Annotated in this window: 12 protein-coding genes; 4 read left to right on the top strand and 8 right to left on the bottom strand. The window is 66.7% G+C overall.

The window, feature by feature from the left end:
• Positions 1-13: 13 nt before the first annotated feature.
• The 3 genes from JQ639_RS07735 to JQ639_RS07725 all read right to left on the bottom strand — a co-directional run bounded on the left by JQ639_RS07735 (position 14) and on the right by JQ639_RS07725 (position 3,805).
• Positions 14-940, bottom strand: a complete 927-nt coding sequence (locus JQ639_RS07735; protein ID WP_211965552.1) for a TauD/TfdA dioxygenase family protein — start codon at positions 938-940, stop codon at positions 14-16.
• A 130-nt stretch (positions 941-1,070) separates the two neighbouring features.
• Positions 1,071-2,507, bottom strand: a complete 1,437-nt coding sequence (locus JQ639_RS07730) for a flavin-containing monooxygenase (RefSeq protein ID WP_211965551.1) — start codon at positions 2,505-2,507, stop codon at positions 1,071-1,073.
• Between the two features lie 86 nt (positions 2,508-2,593).
• The gene (locus tag JQ639_RS07725) at positions 2,594-3,805 is read right to left on the bottom strand and encodes an acyl-CoA dehydrogenase family protein (RefSeq protein WP_211965550.1); all 1,212 of its coding nucleotides are present in this window, start codon (positions 3,803-3,805) and stop codon (positions 2,594-2,596) included.
• A gap of 386 nt (positions 3,806-4,191) precedes the next feature.
• Here JQ639_RS07725 and JQ639_RS07720 point away from each other — a divergent pair, with 386 nt between their 5' ends.
• Both JQ639_RS07720 and JQ639_RS07715 read left to right on the top strand, forming a co-directional pair.
• Positions 4,192-5,007 carry a class I SAM-dependent methyltransferase gene (locus JQ639_RS07720; RefSeq protein WP_211965549.1) on the top strand — a complete coding sequence of 272 codons (816 nt, stop codon included), beginning with the start codon at positions 4,192-4,194 and terminating at the stop codon, positions 5,005-5,007.
• 63 nt (positions 5,008-5,070) lie between these two features.
• Entirely contained in the window at positions 5,071-6,411 is a 1,341-nt protein-coding gene (locus tag JQ639_RS07715; protein ID WP_211965548.1) for an LLM class flavin-dependent oxidoreductase, read from the top strand.
• 278 nt (positions 6,412-6,689) lie between these two features.
• Here the strand turns inward: JQ639_RS07715 and JQ639_RS07710 are convergent, their stop codons facing one another.
• Genes JQ639_RS07710 through JQ639_RS07695 form a run of 4 tightly spaced genes read right to left on the bottom strand, consistent with a single transcriptional unit; the run spans position 6,690 to position 10,478 of the window.
• Entirely contained in the window at positions 6,690-7,919 is a 1,230-nt protein-coding gene (locus JQ639_RS07710) for an acyl-CoA dehydrogenase family protein (RefSeq protein ID WP_211965547.1), read from the bottom strand.
• 28 nt (positions 7,920-7,947) lie between these two features.
• Positions 7,948-8,943 carry an ABC transporter substrate-binding protein gene (locus JQ639_RS07705; RefSeq protein WP_211965546.1) on the bottom strand — a complete coding sequence of 332 codons (996 nt, stop codon included), beginning with the start codon at positions 8,941-8,943 and terminating at the stop codon, positions 7,948-7,950.
• Between the two features lie 27 nt (positions 8,944-8,970).
• Complete coding sequence (locus JQ639_RS07700; protein WP_211965545.1) at positions 8,971-9,684, bottom strand: ABC transporter ATP-binding protein; 714 nt, start codon at positions 9,682-9,684, stop codon at positions 8,971-8,973.
• On the bottom strand, positions 9,681-10,478 hold the full coding sequence (locus JQ639_RS07695; protein WP_349644643.1) for an ABC transporter permease subunit: 798 nt from the start codon (positions 10,476-10,478) through the stop codon (positions 9,681-9,683). The genes JQ639_RS07700 and JQ639_RS07695 overlap by 4 nt, the downstream gene beginning before the upstream one ends.
• Before the next feature lie 362 nt (positions 10,479-10,840).
• On the opposite strand from JQ639_RS07695, the gene JQ639_RS07690 reads away from it, so the two are divergent.
• Both JQ639_RS07690 and JQ639_RS07685 read left to right on the top strand, forming a co-directional pair.
• The gene (locus tag JQ639_RS07690) at positions 10,841-11,911 is read left to right on the top strand and encodes an LLM class flavin-dependent oxidoreductase (RefSeq protein ID WP_211965544.1); all 1,071 of its coding nucleotides are present in this window, start codon (positions 10,841-10,843) and stop codon (positions 11,909-11,911) included.
• 186 nt (positions 11,912-12,097) lie between these two features.
• Positions 12,098-13,474: an LLM class flavin-dependent oxidoreductase gene (locus JQ639_RS07685; protein ID WP_211965543.1), complete on the top strand. Its 1,377-nt coding sequence runs from the start codon at positions 12,098-12,100 to the stop codon at positions 13,472-13,474.
• Positions 13,475-13,487: 13 nt separating this feature from the next.
• Here the strand turns inward: JQ639_RS07685 and JQ639_RS07680 are convergent, their stop codons facing one another.
• Positions 13,488-14,015 carry a carboxymuconolactone decarboxylase family protein gene (locus tag JQ639_RS07680; protein WP_211965542.1) on the bottom strand — a complete coding sequence of 176 codons (528 nt, stop codon included), beginning with the start codon at positions 14,013-14,015 and terminating at the stop codon, positions 13,488-13,490.
• Positions 14,016-14,028: the final 13 nt, after the last annotated feature.

The following is a 14,028-nucleotide window of genomic DNA, read 5'->3' as shown; positions in this document are numbered from 1 at the left end:
CCTCCGCTACGGCTCAGGCGGCCTTGACCGTGGGCTTCTGCGCCTTGATCCGCGTCGTGCTGCGGCGGCCGTCGACCCCGACGGGAATGTCGCCGTCGACGGTGGCGCGGCGCACGATGCGGTGCTGGTCGCCATAGTCGTTGACGGCGTAGTGCTGGGTGGCACGGTTGTCCCAGATCGCGACGTCACCCGCCTGCCAGCGCCATCGCACGGTGTTTTCCGGCGCGGTGATGTGAGACTGGAACAGGTCGTAGAGCTTCTGGCCGTCGCTCTTCGGCAGGCCGATAAAGCGCTGCACGAAATTGCCGAGCAGCAGCGTACGCTCGCCGGTCTCGGGATGCACCCGCACGACGGGATGCTCGGTCTCGTAGATCGTGCCGGTAAACACCTCCTCGAAGTGCTTGCGGTCGGCTTCGCTCGCCCGTGTCTTCACAGCGGCGTAGTCGTAGGCATTGCTGTGGAGCGCCCACAGCTCGTCGGCGAGACGCTGCAGCGGCTTGGGCAGGTTGTCGTAGGCCGCCGCGGTGTTCGACCAGACGGTGTCGCCGCCGAAGGGGGGAATCACGACGCCACGCAGCACCGAGAATTTCGGATAGGCATCGACGAAGGTGACGTCGGTGTGCCACTGGTCGGCGCGCCCGCCGCCGCGGCTGGAATCGAGTTCGAGTATCGACGAGGTGCCCTTGATTGCGCCGACGGTCGGATGCGGCACCAGCGCGCCGAGGCGCTGGGCGAAGCGTTCCTGCTCGGCATCGTCAAGATGATCCTGCCCGCGGAAGAAAACCACCTTGTGCTTGAGTAGCGAGTGGTTGATGGCGCGGATCACCGGATCGGGCAGATCCCCCGCGAGGCGCACGTTCCTGATTTCGGCGCCGAGGCGGCCGGCGAGTTGCACCGTATCGATATGTGCGGCGAGGTCGGTCACGGAAGACTGTGTCATCATCAACTCCATCGCAGTGCGACGACCGGGCGAGCCATGCGTCACCGATCACCGGTCGCCATGCGTCCGGCGGCGCATTTTGGGATCGTTGGACGACGGGCCGGCGATTGCGCGCCGGCCCGAAAAGCAATCATTCAGCAGCGGCGCGTGCCACAGCCGTACGCACCGCGCCGGCATAGAGTTCCGGCGCGAAATCCTCCGCGATCGGGCCGTTGATTCGCGCTGCATGCGCGTCGAGATCGGCGAGGAACAGGTCCTGGCTGATGCGGCGAACGATGGCGGGGATGTCGCGCTTGAAGCTTGGCACATCGCCGACCGGCAGGCCGTAGCTGACGAACGCCGCCGGGTTGAAGATGTGAATATCCTTGAGGAATGGTGCCTGGCCCGGGGTCTTCTCCAGATACTCGTGGCCGGCGCCGAGATAGGGATGGCCGGCGAGCCCGTCATGTTCTTCGCCCGCGGCTGGCGTGAAGCGGTCGCGCCACAGCAGGATCTCGCCGGCGAACTCCTGCAGTTCCGGGCGCGCCGACGGATCGATGAAGTAGCCGGTGCCAGCAATAGCGAAGTCGAAGGCGAATTCGTCGGCCGCGGTGCGTGCGACGATTCGGCCGTCGCGGAATTGGGCCGAGGCCCATTCCGACGCGAGGTGCAAATGGAAGTTCGGAAACCGGGTGACACGGGTAATGGCGTCGGTCGGCGGCGTCGAGCCATCGCGCTGGTAACGCAGCGCCTGCTGCCAGCGCAGCGCGTCGGGCAGCGCATAGTAGTTGTCATAGGCGCCGGGATAGCTGCGCAAGCGAATGACCGGCAGTGCGGCGATGGTCGCGCGGCGCGCGAACAGGTGAACGTCGGCGGCGCCGTTCTCCAGCGCCACGGCTGCCGCGTCGAAGGCGGAAGCTGCGCCGCCGATCACCGCCACGGTCTTGCCGCGCAGCGCCTCGAAGTCGATGGGCTGAGAGGTGTGAGCGTAGGCATGGGCGGGCAGGTTGCGGCTCAGCACCGCCGGGATCGTTGGGCCGCCATTGCCGGCGACGCCATTGGCAAGAATGACCTTGCGTGCGGTCTCGATGCGCAGCTCGCCGTCGACATCGAGATGCAGCCGGAAATGGCCGTTATGGGGTTCGATCCGCACCAGTTTGGTGCGGTAGCGCACCGGGATGTTCAGGGTCTCGCGATACCAGGCGAGATAGGCCGCCCAGTCGGTGCGTGGAATGCGATCGAGCGTTGCATAGGCATCGGCACCGTGACGCGCCTCGTACCAGGCCTGGAAGCTCAGGCCCGGCAATCCCAGTTCCGGTCCTGGCAGGACCTTGGGCGTGCGCAGCTTGTTCATGCGTGCCCGTGTCAGCCAGACGCCGGCGCTCCCCGGACCGTCGGCGCCGTCGATCACGGTGACACCGCCAATGCCAGCGCGGCGCAGCGCGAATGCGAATGTAGTGCCGGACTGGCCGCCGCCGATCACCGCGACGTTGTGATCGATGCCGGCGCGCGGCGGCACCCAGTTGTCGGGATCCGGCCCGATCAGGCGAAGGGTTTCGTGGGCGGCGGTATCAAGAACTTGGGACATGGGATTCTCGGGGTAAAAGATAAGGAGAAGTGTGGTCTGTGAGTAAGGCGCTTGACCCGTCATCTTAAGCGGCAAGCCCATCATTTTCAGCCGCCGAGTACGCCGAGATAGGTGCGGCCGATCAGGTCGTGAGCGGCGTCGGAATTCGGCGGATGGAAGGGACCGGAGCGGACGTCGCGGTACAACCGCTCGAGTTCGTTGCGGCGGTAGAGCGAGGATGCGCCGGCGATCTTGGTGGCAAGATCGACGACGCGCCGCGCGCCGTCGACCGCATGCTGCTTGGCGGCGACGATCTTCGCCGGCCAGTGCGGGCCGTGGTCGACGCCATCGGCCCATTCGCTGGCGACACGGTCGAGCAGCGCCCAGATGCTGTCGAGTTCGATCGCAGCCTGCGCGACGTCGCGTTGGGTGTAGGGATGATGGGCGTAGGTCTTGCCGCCGAGGGCGGCGGAGACGCGTGTTTTCGCGCCATCCACCGCAATGTCGAACGCGCGACGGGCGATGCCGTAGTACACGGCGCCGATTGCCGGGATCGCTGCGCCGAAGATGCCGTCGACGAACGGGTCCGCGGGCGGGCCGGCGGGAATGACCCGCGACACATAGGGCGCCTCGGCCACGGCGCCGTCGAGTACGGTGTCGTCGCTGCGGGTGGCACGCACGCCGATGGTGTCCCAGGTGTCCTCGGTGCGGTGGCCGCTGTCCTGGCGGCGGATGAAGGCGTGAACGATCTTCGGCTGGGCCGGATCGCTGCTGTCGAGCGCGTGGACGCCGAGCCAGTCCCATACCGGCGACAGCGAGGTGAAGATCTTGCGGCCAGTGAAACGATAGGCCCCGTCGGGCAACGGCTCGGCGACCACCGCCGAGTTGGCGAGGCCGAGATCGTTGCCGATCTCGCCGTGGCCGGCGGCGAAGATCTTGCCGGCTGCGGCCTCGCGCAGGATCCAGTCGGTCGAGTGATCGCCCTTGCGCCAGAGATAAGCGGCTGTGCCAGTCCAGTACAGGTGCATGTTGATGGCGAGCGCCGTCGCCGGCGCGTGATAGGCGAGGCGGGCCTGCTCGCGCACCACCTCGGGAGTGGTGAAGCCGAGGCCGCCAAGTTCGGTCGGCACGGCGAGTTTGAGATAGCCGGTCTCGCGCAGCGCCTCGAGGTCCTCGTAGAAGAAGCGATTGTCGCGGTCATAGCCGGCGGCGCGGGCCTTGATGTCGGCAAGCAGCGCGTCGCTCAGCACGGTGCGTCCGCCATGACGGTCGGCGGCGGCGTGCGGTGTCGTGTCGGTGCGTCGCAGGATCTGGTTCATGCCGTACCTTCCGTCGCGGGCGGGAACTGAGGCCGAAATCCTAAAATCGGCGGCTCAATAGTCAATAAAATGAATAGACTAATATTTGCGCCGATCCGCGTGCGCTGTTTCGGCTTTGGCGTGTCGCACGGCAGTCTTTGGTCGTGTGCGGTCCCGGCGGTGATTGCCGGCCGTCGCGGTGTCGACCGGATGATGATGCCGCGAGTCGGATTTGCGATGCCACGTCACGACAAAGCGGCAGCACGGTGCTGTTGCGGTCGTGCTCGGCCAAGCCGGTTTTGTGCTGGCACGGCCGCGAACAACGCAAATCCATTTCATCGACTTCACATATCGAGCGGCTACAATGCTTTCCCGATCGGAATATTGCTGCCGAGGACGTCGGACCCATGTCGAGCGCGAATGCTGCCGTCAGTTTCCAATACGATACGCCTGAGCTTGCGGATGCCTATGAGCGCGCCGGCGTTGTCCAGTTCAACCATGGCCAGGTGCTGATCGAGCGGCTGCGCATCGCGCCCGGCGAACGCGTGCTCGACGTCGGCGCCGGCACCGGACGGCTTGCTGCCTATGTCGCCGAGCTTGTCGGCCCTGCGGGCGAGGTCGTGGGCATCGATCCGCTCGGCCATCGCATTGCCATCGCCCAGTCGCGCAGCGGCGCCAACGTGCGGTTCGCGACCGGGCAGGCGGAGGACCTCTCGGCCTTTGCCGACGGGTCCTTCGATGTCGTCTATCTCAACAGCGTGCTGCACTGGATTGCGGACAAGCCGCGGGCGCTGGCCGAGGCGCACCGCGTCCTGCGGCCCGGCGGTCGCATCGGCCTCAACACCAAGGATCCCTCGAAGCCGCACGAGATCCGCGGCTTCATCCAGACGGCGCTCGCCGATGCCGGTCTTGCTGGCCGGCGGAGGGACCCGCAGGGGGGCAGTGATGGTGCGGCGCTGCAGGTCCTGCTGGAGGAGGCCGGCTTTCGGCCCGGCGACAGCGTCCTGCATACGATCGTCGATTTCCACGACAACGTCGATGACCTGCTGACCTGGTCGGAAAGCAGCGCGTTCGGCAATTTTCTGTCAGGCTTCTCGCCGGACGAGCGCAGCCATATTCGCGCCGCCCTGGCGGCGCGGCTCGAAAGTCGCCGAACACCCGACGGCTTGCGGCTCGAGCGCTACCTGCGCTTTGCCACTGCGGTCAAGCCGGCTGCGAGCTGAGCACCGGTCGGCCGCCCGAACGCCCCTCCATCACAACACGATACGCCATCCGGAGCCTGCGCCATGTCTCGCCGTCGTCTTGCGCTCAACCTGTTCATCTATCCGGGCGGTCATCATGAGGCAGCCTGGCGGCACAAGGATGCGGCGCCCGAACGGGTGCTCGACATCAGCTACTACCAGGAACTGGCGCAGCGTGCCGAGGCGGCCAAGTTCGACGCAGTATTCTTTGCGGATGGGCCGGCGCTGGCGGACAACATTCGCTATGCGGCGCGCTTCCGCGTCGAGCCGATCACCTGGCTGACGGCGATTGCCGCCGTCACCAGCCGCATCGGCCTGATCGCCACGGCCTCGACCACCTACAACGAGCCCTATAATCTCGCACGGCTGTTCGCCTCGCTCGACCATATCAGCGGCGGCCGCGCCGGCTGGAATATCGTTACCACCAGCGCGCCCCAGGCCGCGCAGAACTTCGGCTTGCCCGAACACCCACCGCACGACGAGCGTTATGACAAGGCGCGCGAGTTCCTCGACGTCATCACCAAGCTGTGGGACAGCTGGGAGGACGACGCGGTGATCAACGATCCCGTGTCCGGCATCTTCGCCGACGCCGACAAGATCCATGCCATCAATCACATCGGCCGTCATTTTCGCGTGCGAGGGCCGTTCAACACCGCGCGTTCGCCGCAGGGACGCCCCGTCTACGTCCAGGCGGGATCGTCGGACGATGGCCGCGGCTTTGCGGCCTATCACGCGGAAGCGATCTTCACCGCGCACCAGACGCTTGCAAGCGCCAGGGAGTTTTACGCTGACATCAAGGCGCGGGCGCGCGCCTTCGACCGCAATCCGGAGCATATCCGGGTCCTGCCCGGCCTCAGCCCGTTCATCGGCAGCACGACGGCTGAAGCAAAGCGGCTAGAGGAGGAGTTCAACGACCTGATCCAGCCGGAGTACTCGCTGACGCAACTGCGCCAGATGGTCGGCATCGACCTGTCAGGCTTCGATCTCGATGGCCCGTTCCCACGGCACCTGATCGATACCAGCGGGCCGCGCGGCGTCGCCAGCCGTTTCCAGCTGGTCATCGATATCGTCGATCGCGAGCGGCCGACCATTCGTCAACTGGTGCAGCGTCTGGCCGGCGGCCGTGGGCACTTCGTGCTGGCGGGTACGCCTGAAGAGATTGCCGACCACATCCAGACCTGGTTCGAGGGCGGTGCGGCCGACGGCTTCAATGTGATGCCGCCCTGGTTGACCGGTGGCTTCGACGCGTTCGCCGAGCATGTCGTGCCGATCCTGCGCCGCCGCGGCCTGTTCCGCGAGGAATATGAGGGCAAGACGCTGCGCGACCACTATGGCCTGCCGCGCCCGGACAGTCAGTACAGCCATCCCGCCCGTGCGATCGCGTAGGACGCGTCTCTCCGTCCTTTGGGCGGCACGGCGACAGGCGCAGCATCGCCTTCATTCTCTGCGTCATCACCGGGCTGGCGCGTTAGCGCTGCGCCCCCGGTGATCCAGCTCTATAAACCGCAACAGATCCTTCCTCATGGTGAGGAGGCGCGTCAGCGCGGTCTCGAATCATGAGGCCGTGGCGCATCCGCCGCGCCTCTCGGGTCCCATCCTTCGAGACGCGGCTGCCGCTGCTCCTCAGGATGAGGGGAGCGGCCCCGCCGGAGCGTCATCGCGTCCTAAAAGAATCCCCGCGACGGCAGTGGCGTGCCGTTGATGGCCTGGTCGCCGATGGCGCGGGCCTTGTAGCTCGCCGGGTTGTGGGAGGCGAGCGTGCGGGCGTTGCGCCAGTGGCGATCGAGGTTGGTGCTCTTCTTGGTGGCCGAGGCGCCGCCGACATCGAGCAGCTGGCTACCGGCCCGGATCGCGAGTTCGTCGACGACGATCTTGGCCTGGGCGGAATGCAGTGCGGCGGTCGCCGCCAGTTCCGCGGCGGCGCTTGATCCCGCTTCGAAGGCGTCGCTCGAGGCGTCGAGCGCGTCGGCGGCCGCGAGGATCGCGGCCTCGGCGGCGAAGGCGGCGGCCGAGATCTCACCGACGGTCTGCTGCAACAGCGGATCGTCGACGGCGCGCTCGGTCGGCGCGTAGTAGAACGTGCGCTGGCGGCGGCGCACCAGCGCGACGGCATCGCGCAGCGTGGCACGCAGGATGCCGCCATTGATCGCGGTCAGGAACAGCTGGGCATAGGTGTTGGAATAGGCGACGCCGTACGCGACATCCGGCGCGTCGAACACCACCTCGCTGCGCGCCACCGGCACGTTGCGGAAGTGGGTCGTGCCGGTGCCGGTGAGGCGCTGGCCGAAACCGTCCCAGTCGTCGACAAGCTCGATGCCCTCGCGCTTGACCGGAATCAGCGTGGCGGCCAGCGCGCCCGACGCTTCGGCAACGCGAACCAGCACGTAGTCGGCATAGAGCGTGCCGGTGCTGTAATATTTGGTGCCGTTGAGGCGATAGCCGTCGCCATCCGGCGTCAGCACGGTGTCCGGCGTGACGTCGCCGACCTTGCGGCTGTCGAGTTCGGTGGTCGCGAGGCCGATGATCGCGCCGTCAGCCACGGCCTTCTGCCAGGCGCGGCTCTGGTCGTCGCGCGGCGTGCGGGCGAGCCGCTCGACGACGCTGAAATGATTGCGCAGGATGTGGGCGACGTTGGCGTCGGCATCGGCGAGACGGATGACGACGGCGAATTGCTCGCGAATGGTGCTGCCGCCGCCACCGTCGGCGGCGCGCAGGCGCAGCGCGCCGAGGCGCGAACGCCGGATCAGATCGACGATGTCGAACGGCAGGATGCGGTCGCGGTCGCGCTCGGCGGCGCCTTCGGCGATGTGATCGAACAGGATCTGCAGCTCGGGCGCGCGGGCGGTGAGCGGACGAGGCAGCGCGAGGTCGTTAATGGAAAGCGGCTTGTTCATGGCGATAACCAGCGATTGAGGGGGAGCGTCAGAGAGTGGCGAGGTAATCGGTGACGGTAACGGTCTCGGGCAGCACCTTGCGCGCGACCAGCCAGTCCGCAGCCTTCTGCAGGTCGGCGACGAAGGCCTTGTCGCTGACGGGATGGAAGCGGTATTGCCGCTTCAATGCGATGAACTGGTCGCGAATCTGGTCGCTGTAGCCGGCCTTGGCCTGGGTGATGCGTTCGGCCTCCACGGTGTTCTCGGACACCCACTTGGCCTCGTCGAGGAACGCCTTGTTGACCGCGCGTACGATATCAGGGTTGTCGGTCGCGAACTTGCGGGTCGTCAGATAGGACGTGTAGTCGATCTGGAAGTCGAGGTCGCGGCCTTCCAGGAACAAGTCATGAGCCTTGTATTCAAGACGCGCGATGTCGACGCCCGGGCTCCACATCGACCAGGCGTCGACCTTGCCGGAGGCGAGCGCAGGCGCGGCGTCCGGTGGGTTCAGATAGACGAATTTGACGGCGTTGCGATCGACCTTGTGTTTCTCAAGCGCCGCCACCAGCAGGAATTCGCCAAGGCCCGAGCGGTTGACGGCGACCGATTTGCCGACCAGATCCTCGATCCGCTTGATGCCGGAATCGTCCTTGGCGATGATCGCGGTGGTGCGCGGCTCGTAGACGACGAACTGGGTGAAGACGAGAGGCGAGCCGGCGATGATCGCGGCAAGCGCCGGGGTGGTGCTGCCGCCGAAGCTGAAATCGGCGCTGCCGCCGGTCACCGCCTGCAGCGTCGGCGCATGATTGGGGAACGGTCCCAGCCATTCGACCTTGATGCCGTCGTTCGCAAGGCGTCTCTCGAAGTCGCCGCGCTCCTTGGCAATAACGTTGAGGCCGTTGAAGCCCCAGGTCAACCGAACCTTGTCGGTGGTGCGGCCGCCGGCAGCGTGGCCGGAGCCGGCAAGCCCGGCGAACGCAACGGCGCCGGCGAGCGACGTCTGCAGGAAGCGGCGGCGGGACGGACGAGAGAACGAGGTCGGCATGTCGGAAGGATCCACAGGTTGGGGGATTCAAACGGCGAGTTGACGCACGCCGACGCCGAGCTCGGCGAGCAGGCGTGCGCGGGTGGCGTCGGCCTGACCGGGAGCGGGCCGGTGTTCGGCGGCGAGGCGGCCGTCGCGCATGACCAGGATGCGGTCGGCCAGCGCGATCGCCTCGTCGACGTCATGGGTGACCAGCAGCACGCCGGGGCGGTGGCGGGCAACAAGCTCGCGCACGAGGTCGTGCATGCGAATGCGGGTCAATGCATCGAGCGCGGCGAATGGTTCGTCGAGTAGCAGCAGCTGCGGCTCCTGGACCAGCGCGCGCGCCAGCGCGACGCGCTGCGCCTGGCCGCCGGAGAGGTTGCGCGGCCAGTCGTCCAGCCGGTCGCCGAGGCCGACCTCGGCGAGCGCTGCCGCGGCGCGGGTGCGTACATCATGGCCCGGCAGGCCGAGCGCGACGTTTTTCCAGAGCGTGTCCCATGGCAGCAGGCGATGCTCCTGGAAGACGACCGCGGGCCGGCGCGGCCCCTCGATCACGCCACCGTCGACCGCGTCGAGGCCGGCGACGGCGCGCAGCAGCGTGGTCTTGCCGCAGCCGCTCTCGCCGAGCAGCGCAATGAATTCGCCGCGTGCGATGCGCAGGTTCAGTCCGTCGATGACCGTGCGTGCGCCATAGGCGCGTCGCAGCCCGGTGATGACCAGCGCGGGGGTGAGCGATTGCTGGGCGGTCGCCGCGGTCATCCCGGTTGCCGTGCAAAGTTGGGGTGCCAGGCGAGCAGCCGCCGTTCAAGCAGGCGGGCAATGGAATCGGCGGCGACGCCGATCAGCGCATAGATCACGATGGTCAGGACGATGACGTCGGTGCGCAGGAATTCGCGCGCGTCCATGGCGAGAAAGCCGATGCCGGATTGGGCGCCGATGGTTTCGGCGACCACCAGCGCGAGCCAGGCAGTGGCCAGCGCATAGCGCACACCGGTGAGGATGGACGGCAGTGCGCCGGGCAGGATGATCCGGCGGATCAGTTCGACCGTGGAAAGACCCTGGACGCGGCCGAGCTCGACCAGCTTGGGGTCGACCTGCCGGATGCCGAGCGTGGTGTTGATGTAGATCGGGAACGCGACGCCGAGCGACACCAGAAAGATCTTTTCGGCCTCGCCGACGCCGAACCAGACGATGACCAGCGGCAGCAGGGCAAGAAACGGGATGGCGCGTACCATCTGCACGCTGCGGTCGATCAACGCTTCGGCGAGGCGGGAGAAGCCGACGAGAATGCCGAGCAGGAAGCCGATGCTGCCGCCGATGGCGAAGCCCGCAGCGGCGCGCAGCAGGCTGACGCCAAGATCGGTGCCGAGGCTGCCGCTGCCAGCGAGCTTTATCGCCGTCCGCAGCACCTTGCTTGGCGCCGGCAGGACCTGCGGCGACAGCCACCCGCTCTGTGCGAGGATCTCCCACGCCACGACCAGCAGCACCGGCGCGGCCCAGGACAGGGCCAGCAGGCCGTGTCGGCCGGGCAGCGTGGCCGGGCGTCGCGATATCGTGGGGCTGCGGGCATGAGCGGACGTCGCTGATGGCGCGTGCTGGATATGGTCGGCGACGATTTCGCTCAAATGATCGTGATCCCGTGGGTGACGCTGGCCGCGCGCACGGCGAGCCTCTGACGGCATCGCTGCGGCGCACCGGCGCTGCACCACGAAATCTTCCATGATTGATGGTCTAGAGAAATAGTGGTGTATTCCAAATTGCCCGCGGTTCGGGGGTGACCGCTATCGCTGAATGGGCCGGCGCGACACATTCGTTTTTTTCCTTCCGGGCCGTTTGAACCGGAGGGAGATTTCGGGCAGCAAGCGATATCCGGTGCGGCGCGACGGAGGTCGCGGCGAGCAGAAAGGCGTTGATCATGTCGTCGGCTATTCGTTTTGGCATCTGGGCTCTGGTGCACGGCTCGCGTGGGGCGCTGCAGGATCCGGACGAGCCTTATGATGCGTCGTGGGAACGCAACCGCGCACTCGTGCTGGAGGCGGAGGCCCTGGGCTATGATTCCGCGCTGGTCGCCCAACACACCATCAACCCGCACCAGGAGGATCTCGATCAGCTCGAAGCCTGGACCGCATCGGCGGCGCTTGCGGCGCTCACCAGCCGGATCGAGATCATCACCGCGATCAAACCCTACCTGTTCCATCCGGTGGTGCTCGCCAAGATGGCGCTGCAGATCGAGAACATCAGCCGGGGGCGTTTCGGCATCAACCTCGTCAATGCCTGGAACAAGCCGGAGCTGGAGAAGGCCGGCATCGGCTTTGCCGAGCACGATGCGCGCTATGCTTATGGCCGGGAATGGATCACCGTGGTCGAGCGGCTGATGCGCGGCGAGCGCGTCACCTACAAGGGCGACCATTTCGACGTCAGGGATTATGTGCTGCGGCCGGGCGACCTGTACCGGGCACGGCCCGCGATCTATGTCGGCGGCGAATCCGCGCCGGCGCGCGACCTCGTCGCGGGGCATGGCGACGTCTGGTTCATCAATGGCCAGCCGCTTGCCGACACTGCGGCGCTGATCGCCGACGTCGCCGCCCGCCCGCGCTCCGGGCCGCCGCTGCGCTTCGGCCTCTCGGCATTTGTCGTCGCGCGCGAAACCGATGCGGAAGCAGAAGCCGCGCACCAGCACCTGCTGGCACTAGCGGCGAAAGATGCGCCGATCCGGGCCGTGCAAAAGGCCAACACCGATCCCAAGGTGGTGATGATGCAGACCATGCAGAAGTCGCCGCGGGTCGGCAGTAACGGTGGCACGGCCGCCGGGCTCGTCGGCAGCTACGACACGGTCGCCGCGCGCATCTACGCGTTCCACAGCGCGGGCATCGAGTTGTTCATGCTCCAGTTCCAGCCGTTCGAGGCGGAGATGCGGCGGTTCGCCGAGCATGTCATTCCGCGCGTGCGTCGATCGGACCGGTTGCGGATCGCCCGACCGGCGTGACGGCCGTGCAATCGCCTTCATCTCATCGATGTCACGGAGGTGGCATCGCTGCTTGCCGTCGCGCCCGAAGAAGCGCCGAAGCTTGTCGCACTGACGGCATGCCGTGCTAGACAGGCAGATGGCGGCGAGATACGGCCGCGAGTCCGACGCGTTCTCTTGTGACGCCTTCTCTTGTGATATGGCTCCATGACCAAGCTCCGCGAACTGCGCTTCAACGCCTTCAACATGACCGCCCCGGGCCACAACTGGGCCGGTCTGTGGTCGCATCCCCGCGATCGTTCGATCGATTACAATACGCTGGACTACTGGGTCGAGTTCGCACGTATCGCGGAACGCGGGCTGTTCGACGGCATCTTTCTCGCCGATGTGTTCGGCGTCTATGACGTGTTCGGCGCCAGCCCGGAGACCGCCATCCGTCATGGGGTGCAGCTCCCCAATGCCGATCCGACGCTGCTGGTCTCGGCGATGGCGCTGGTGACGCAGAACCTCGGATTCGGCATCACTGCCAATCTATCGCTCGAACATCCCTACCAGTTCGCACGCCGGTTCTCGACGCTCGATCATCTCACCCGCGGCCGGATCGGCTGGAATATCGTCACCGGCTATCTCGACAGCGGCGCGCGCGGCATGGGCTTTAACGCCGGCCGGCAGCACGACGACCGCTATGACGTCGCGGAGGATTTTCTGACGGCAACCTACAAGCTGTGGGAAGGCAGCTGGCAGCAGGACGCGGTGCGCCGTGACCGCGCCAGCGGCATCTTCACCGATCCGGCCAAAGTCCATGCCGTCCGGCACGAGGGGCCGCACTACCGTGTCGACGGTATCCATCTGTCGGAGCCGTCGCCACAGCGCACGCCCCTGCTGTACCAGGCGGGCGCCTCGAAGCGCGGCCGCGCCTTCGCCGCGCAGCATGCCGAGGCGATCTTTCTCAACGGCCAGACCCGGCCGATGCTGGCGGAGACGGTGCGCGCGATTCGCATGGCGGCGCAGCAGCTCGGTCGCGATCCCTACGATATCCGCCTGTTCGCGGGCCTCAACGTCATCGTCGCGCCGACGCGCGGCGAGGCGCACGATCTCCATGAGGAGTATAGCCGGCACGTCAGCCAGCAGGGCCAGATGGCGCTGCTGTCAGGATGGACCGGCATCGACTTTTCACGTTTCGCTCCGGAGCAGGCGCTGGAATATGTCGAGAGCAACGCCATCCAGTCGATGGTTGAGAACCTGACGCGGCGCAGCGAGCGTCCCGTCAAGGTCGGCGATCTCGCCTCGCTGAGCCCGGCCGGGGCGCGGGCGCCGTTCGTCGTCGGCTCGCCGCAGGATGTCGCGGACGAACTCGCCGGCTGGGCGCGTGACACTGACATCGATGGCTTCAATCTCGTGCGCCTGGTGGCGCCGGAATCGCTCACCGCGTTCGTCGATCTCGTCGTGCCCGAGCTGCAGTCGCGCGGTCTCTACAAGACGGCGTACCACGGCGGAACCCTGCGCGAGAAATTGTTCCCGCAGGGCGGCGCATTGCTGCCCGTGACGCATCCCGCCGCGCGCTTCCGTCGCGCGGTGGCGTGACGGAGCAGTTCGCCTAGACGTCGACCTCGACCTGCAGCACGTCGTTGAAGCGGTTGAAGGCGCCGCACAGCGCGGTGCGCCAGGTCAGCTCGACGATCTGTGCGTCGCTGAAATGGGCGCGCAGGCGCTCGAACATCGCATCACGGATGCGGTGCCAATTGCTGGTGACGGCGATGGCGTACTCCACCACCAGGCGGTCCACGGCGTCGAGCTCGGGATGCTTCTCCCAGTCCAGCAGTTGCGCCGCGCCTTCTGGCGTAATGCCTTCCACCGCCAGTTTGGGGGCATGCTGGGCAACGCAGAACGTGCACTGGTTGACCAGCGAAACGGCGACGATCGCGAGCTCCAGGTAGCGCTTGGGTAGCACGTTCTCCTCGGCGAGTTCGGTCAGCAGCCGCCACGTATGTTCGAAGATCGGCAGGCGATTGGCCATGGCGCCGGCCTGTCCCTCGAATGCGCCGCCGTAGACCGTCATGCGGTCCCATAGCGGCCGGAGGTGGTCGGGCAAGTCGTCGCGGCGGCGAAGGGGAACACGGGCCATGGCACAAAACTCC

The organism is Bradyrhizobium sp. U87765 SZCCT0048 (genome assembly GCF_018131225.1).
In the GTDB taxonomy this organism is placed as follows: domain Bacteria; phylum Pseudomonadota; class Alphaproteobacteria; order Rhizobiales; family Xanthobacteraceae; genus Bradyrhizobium_A.
This window is presented reverse-complemented; position numbering and strand designations above follow the sequence as displayed.

Bases quoted from the DNA above. Each gene is read 5' to 3' on its own strand.
- JQ639_RS07725 (WP_211965550.1), bottom strand. From the start codon at position 3,805: ATGAACCAGATCCTGCGACGCACCGACACGACACCGCACGCCGCCGCC.
- JQ639_RS07730 (WP_211965551.1), bottom strand. From the start codon at position 2,507: ATGTCCCAAGTTCTTGATACCGCCGCCCACGAAACCCTTCGCCTGATC.
- JQ639_RS07710 (WP_211965547.1), bottom strand. From the start codon at position 7,919: ATGAACAAGCCGCTTTCCATTAACGACCTCGCGCTGCCTCGTCCGCTC.
- JQ639_RS07690 (WP_211965544.1), top strand. From the start codon at position 10,841: ATGTCGTCGGCTATTCGTTTTGGCATCTGGGCTCTGGTGCACGGCTCG.
- JQ639_RS07715 (WP_211965548.1), top strand. From the start codon at position 5,071: ATGTCTCGCCGTCGTCTTGCGCTCAACCTGTTCATCTATCCGGGCGGT.
- JQ639_RS07680 (WP_211965542.1), bottom strand. From the start codon at position 14,015: ATGGCCCGTGTTCCCCTTCGCCGCCGCGACGACTTGCCCGACCACCTC.
- JQ639_RS07720 (WP_211965549.1), top strand. From the start codon at position 4,192: ATGTCGAGCGCGAATGCTGCCGTCAGTTTCCAATACGATACGCCTGAG.
- JQ639_RS07705 (WP_211965546.1), bottom strand. From the start codon at position 8,943: ATGCCGACCTCGTTCTCTCGTCCGTCCCGCCGCCGCTTCCTGCAGACG.
- JQ639_RS07735 (WP_211965552.1), bottom strand. From the start codon at position 940: ATGACACAGTCTTCCGTGACCGACCTCGCCGCACATATCGATACGGTG.
- JQ639_RS07700 (WP_211965545.1), bottom strand. From the start codon at position 9,684: ATGACCGCGGCGACCGCCCAGCAATCGCTCACCCCCGCGCTGGTCATC.
- JQ639_RS07685 (WP_211965543.1), top strand. From the start codon at position 12,098: ATGACCAAGCTCCGCGAACTGCGCTTCAACGCCTTCAACATGACCGCC.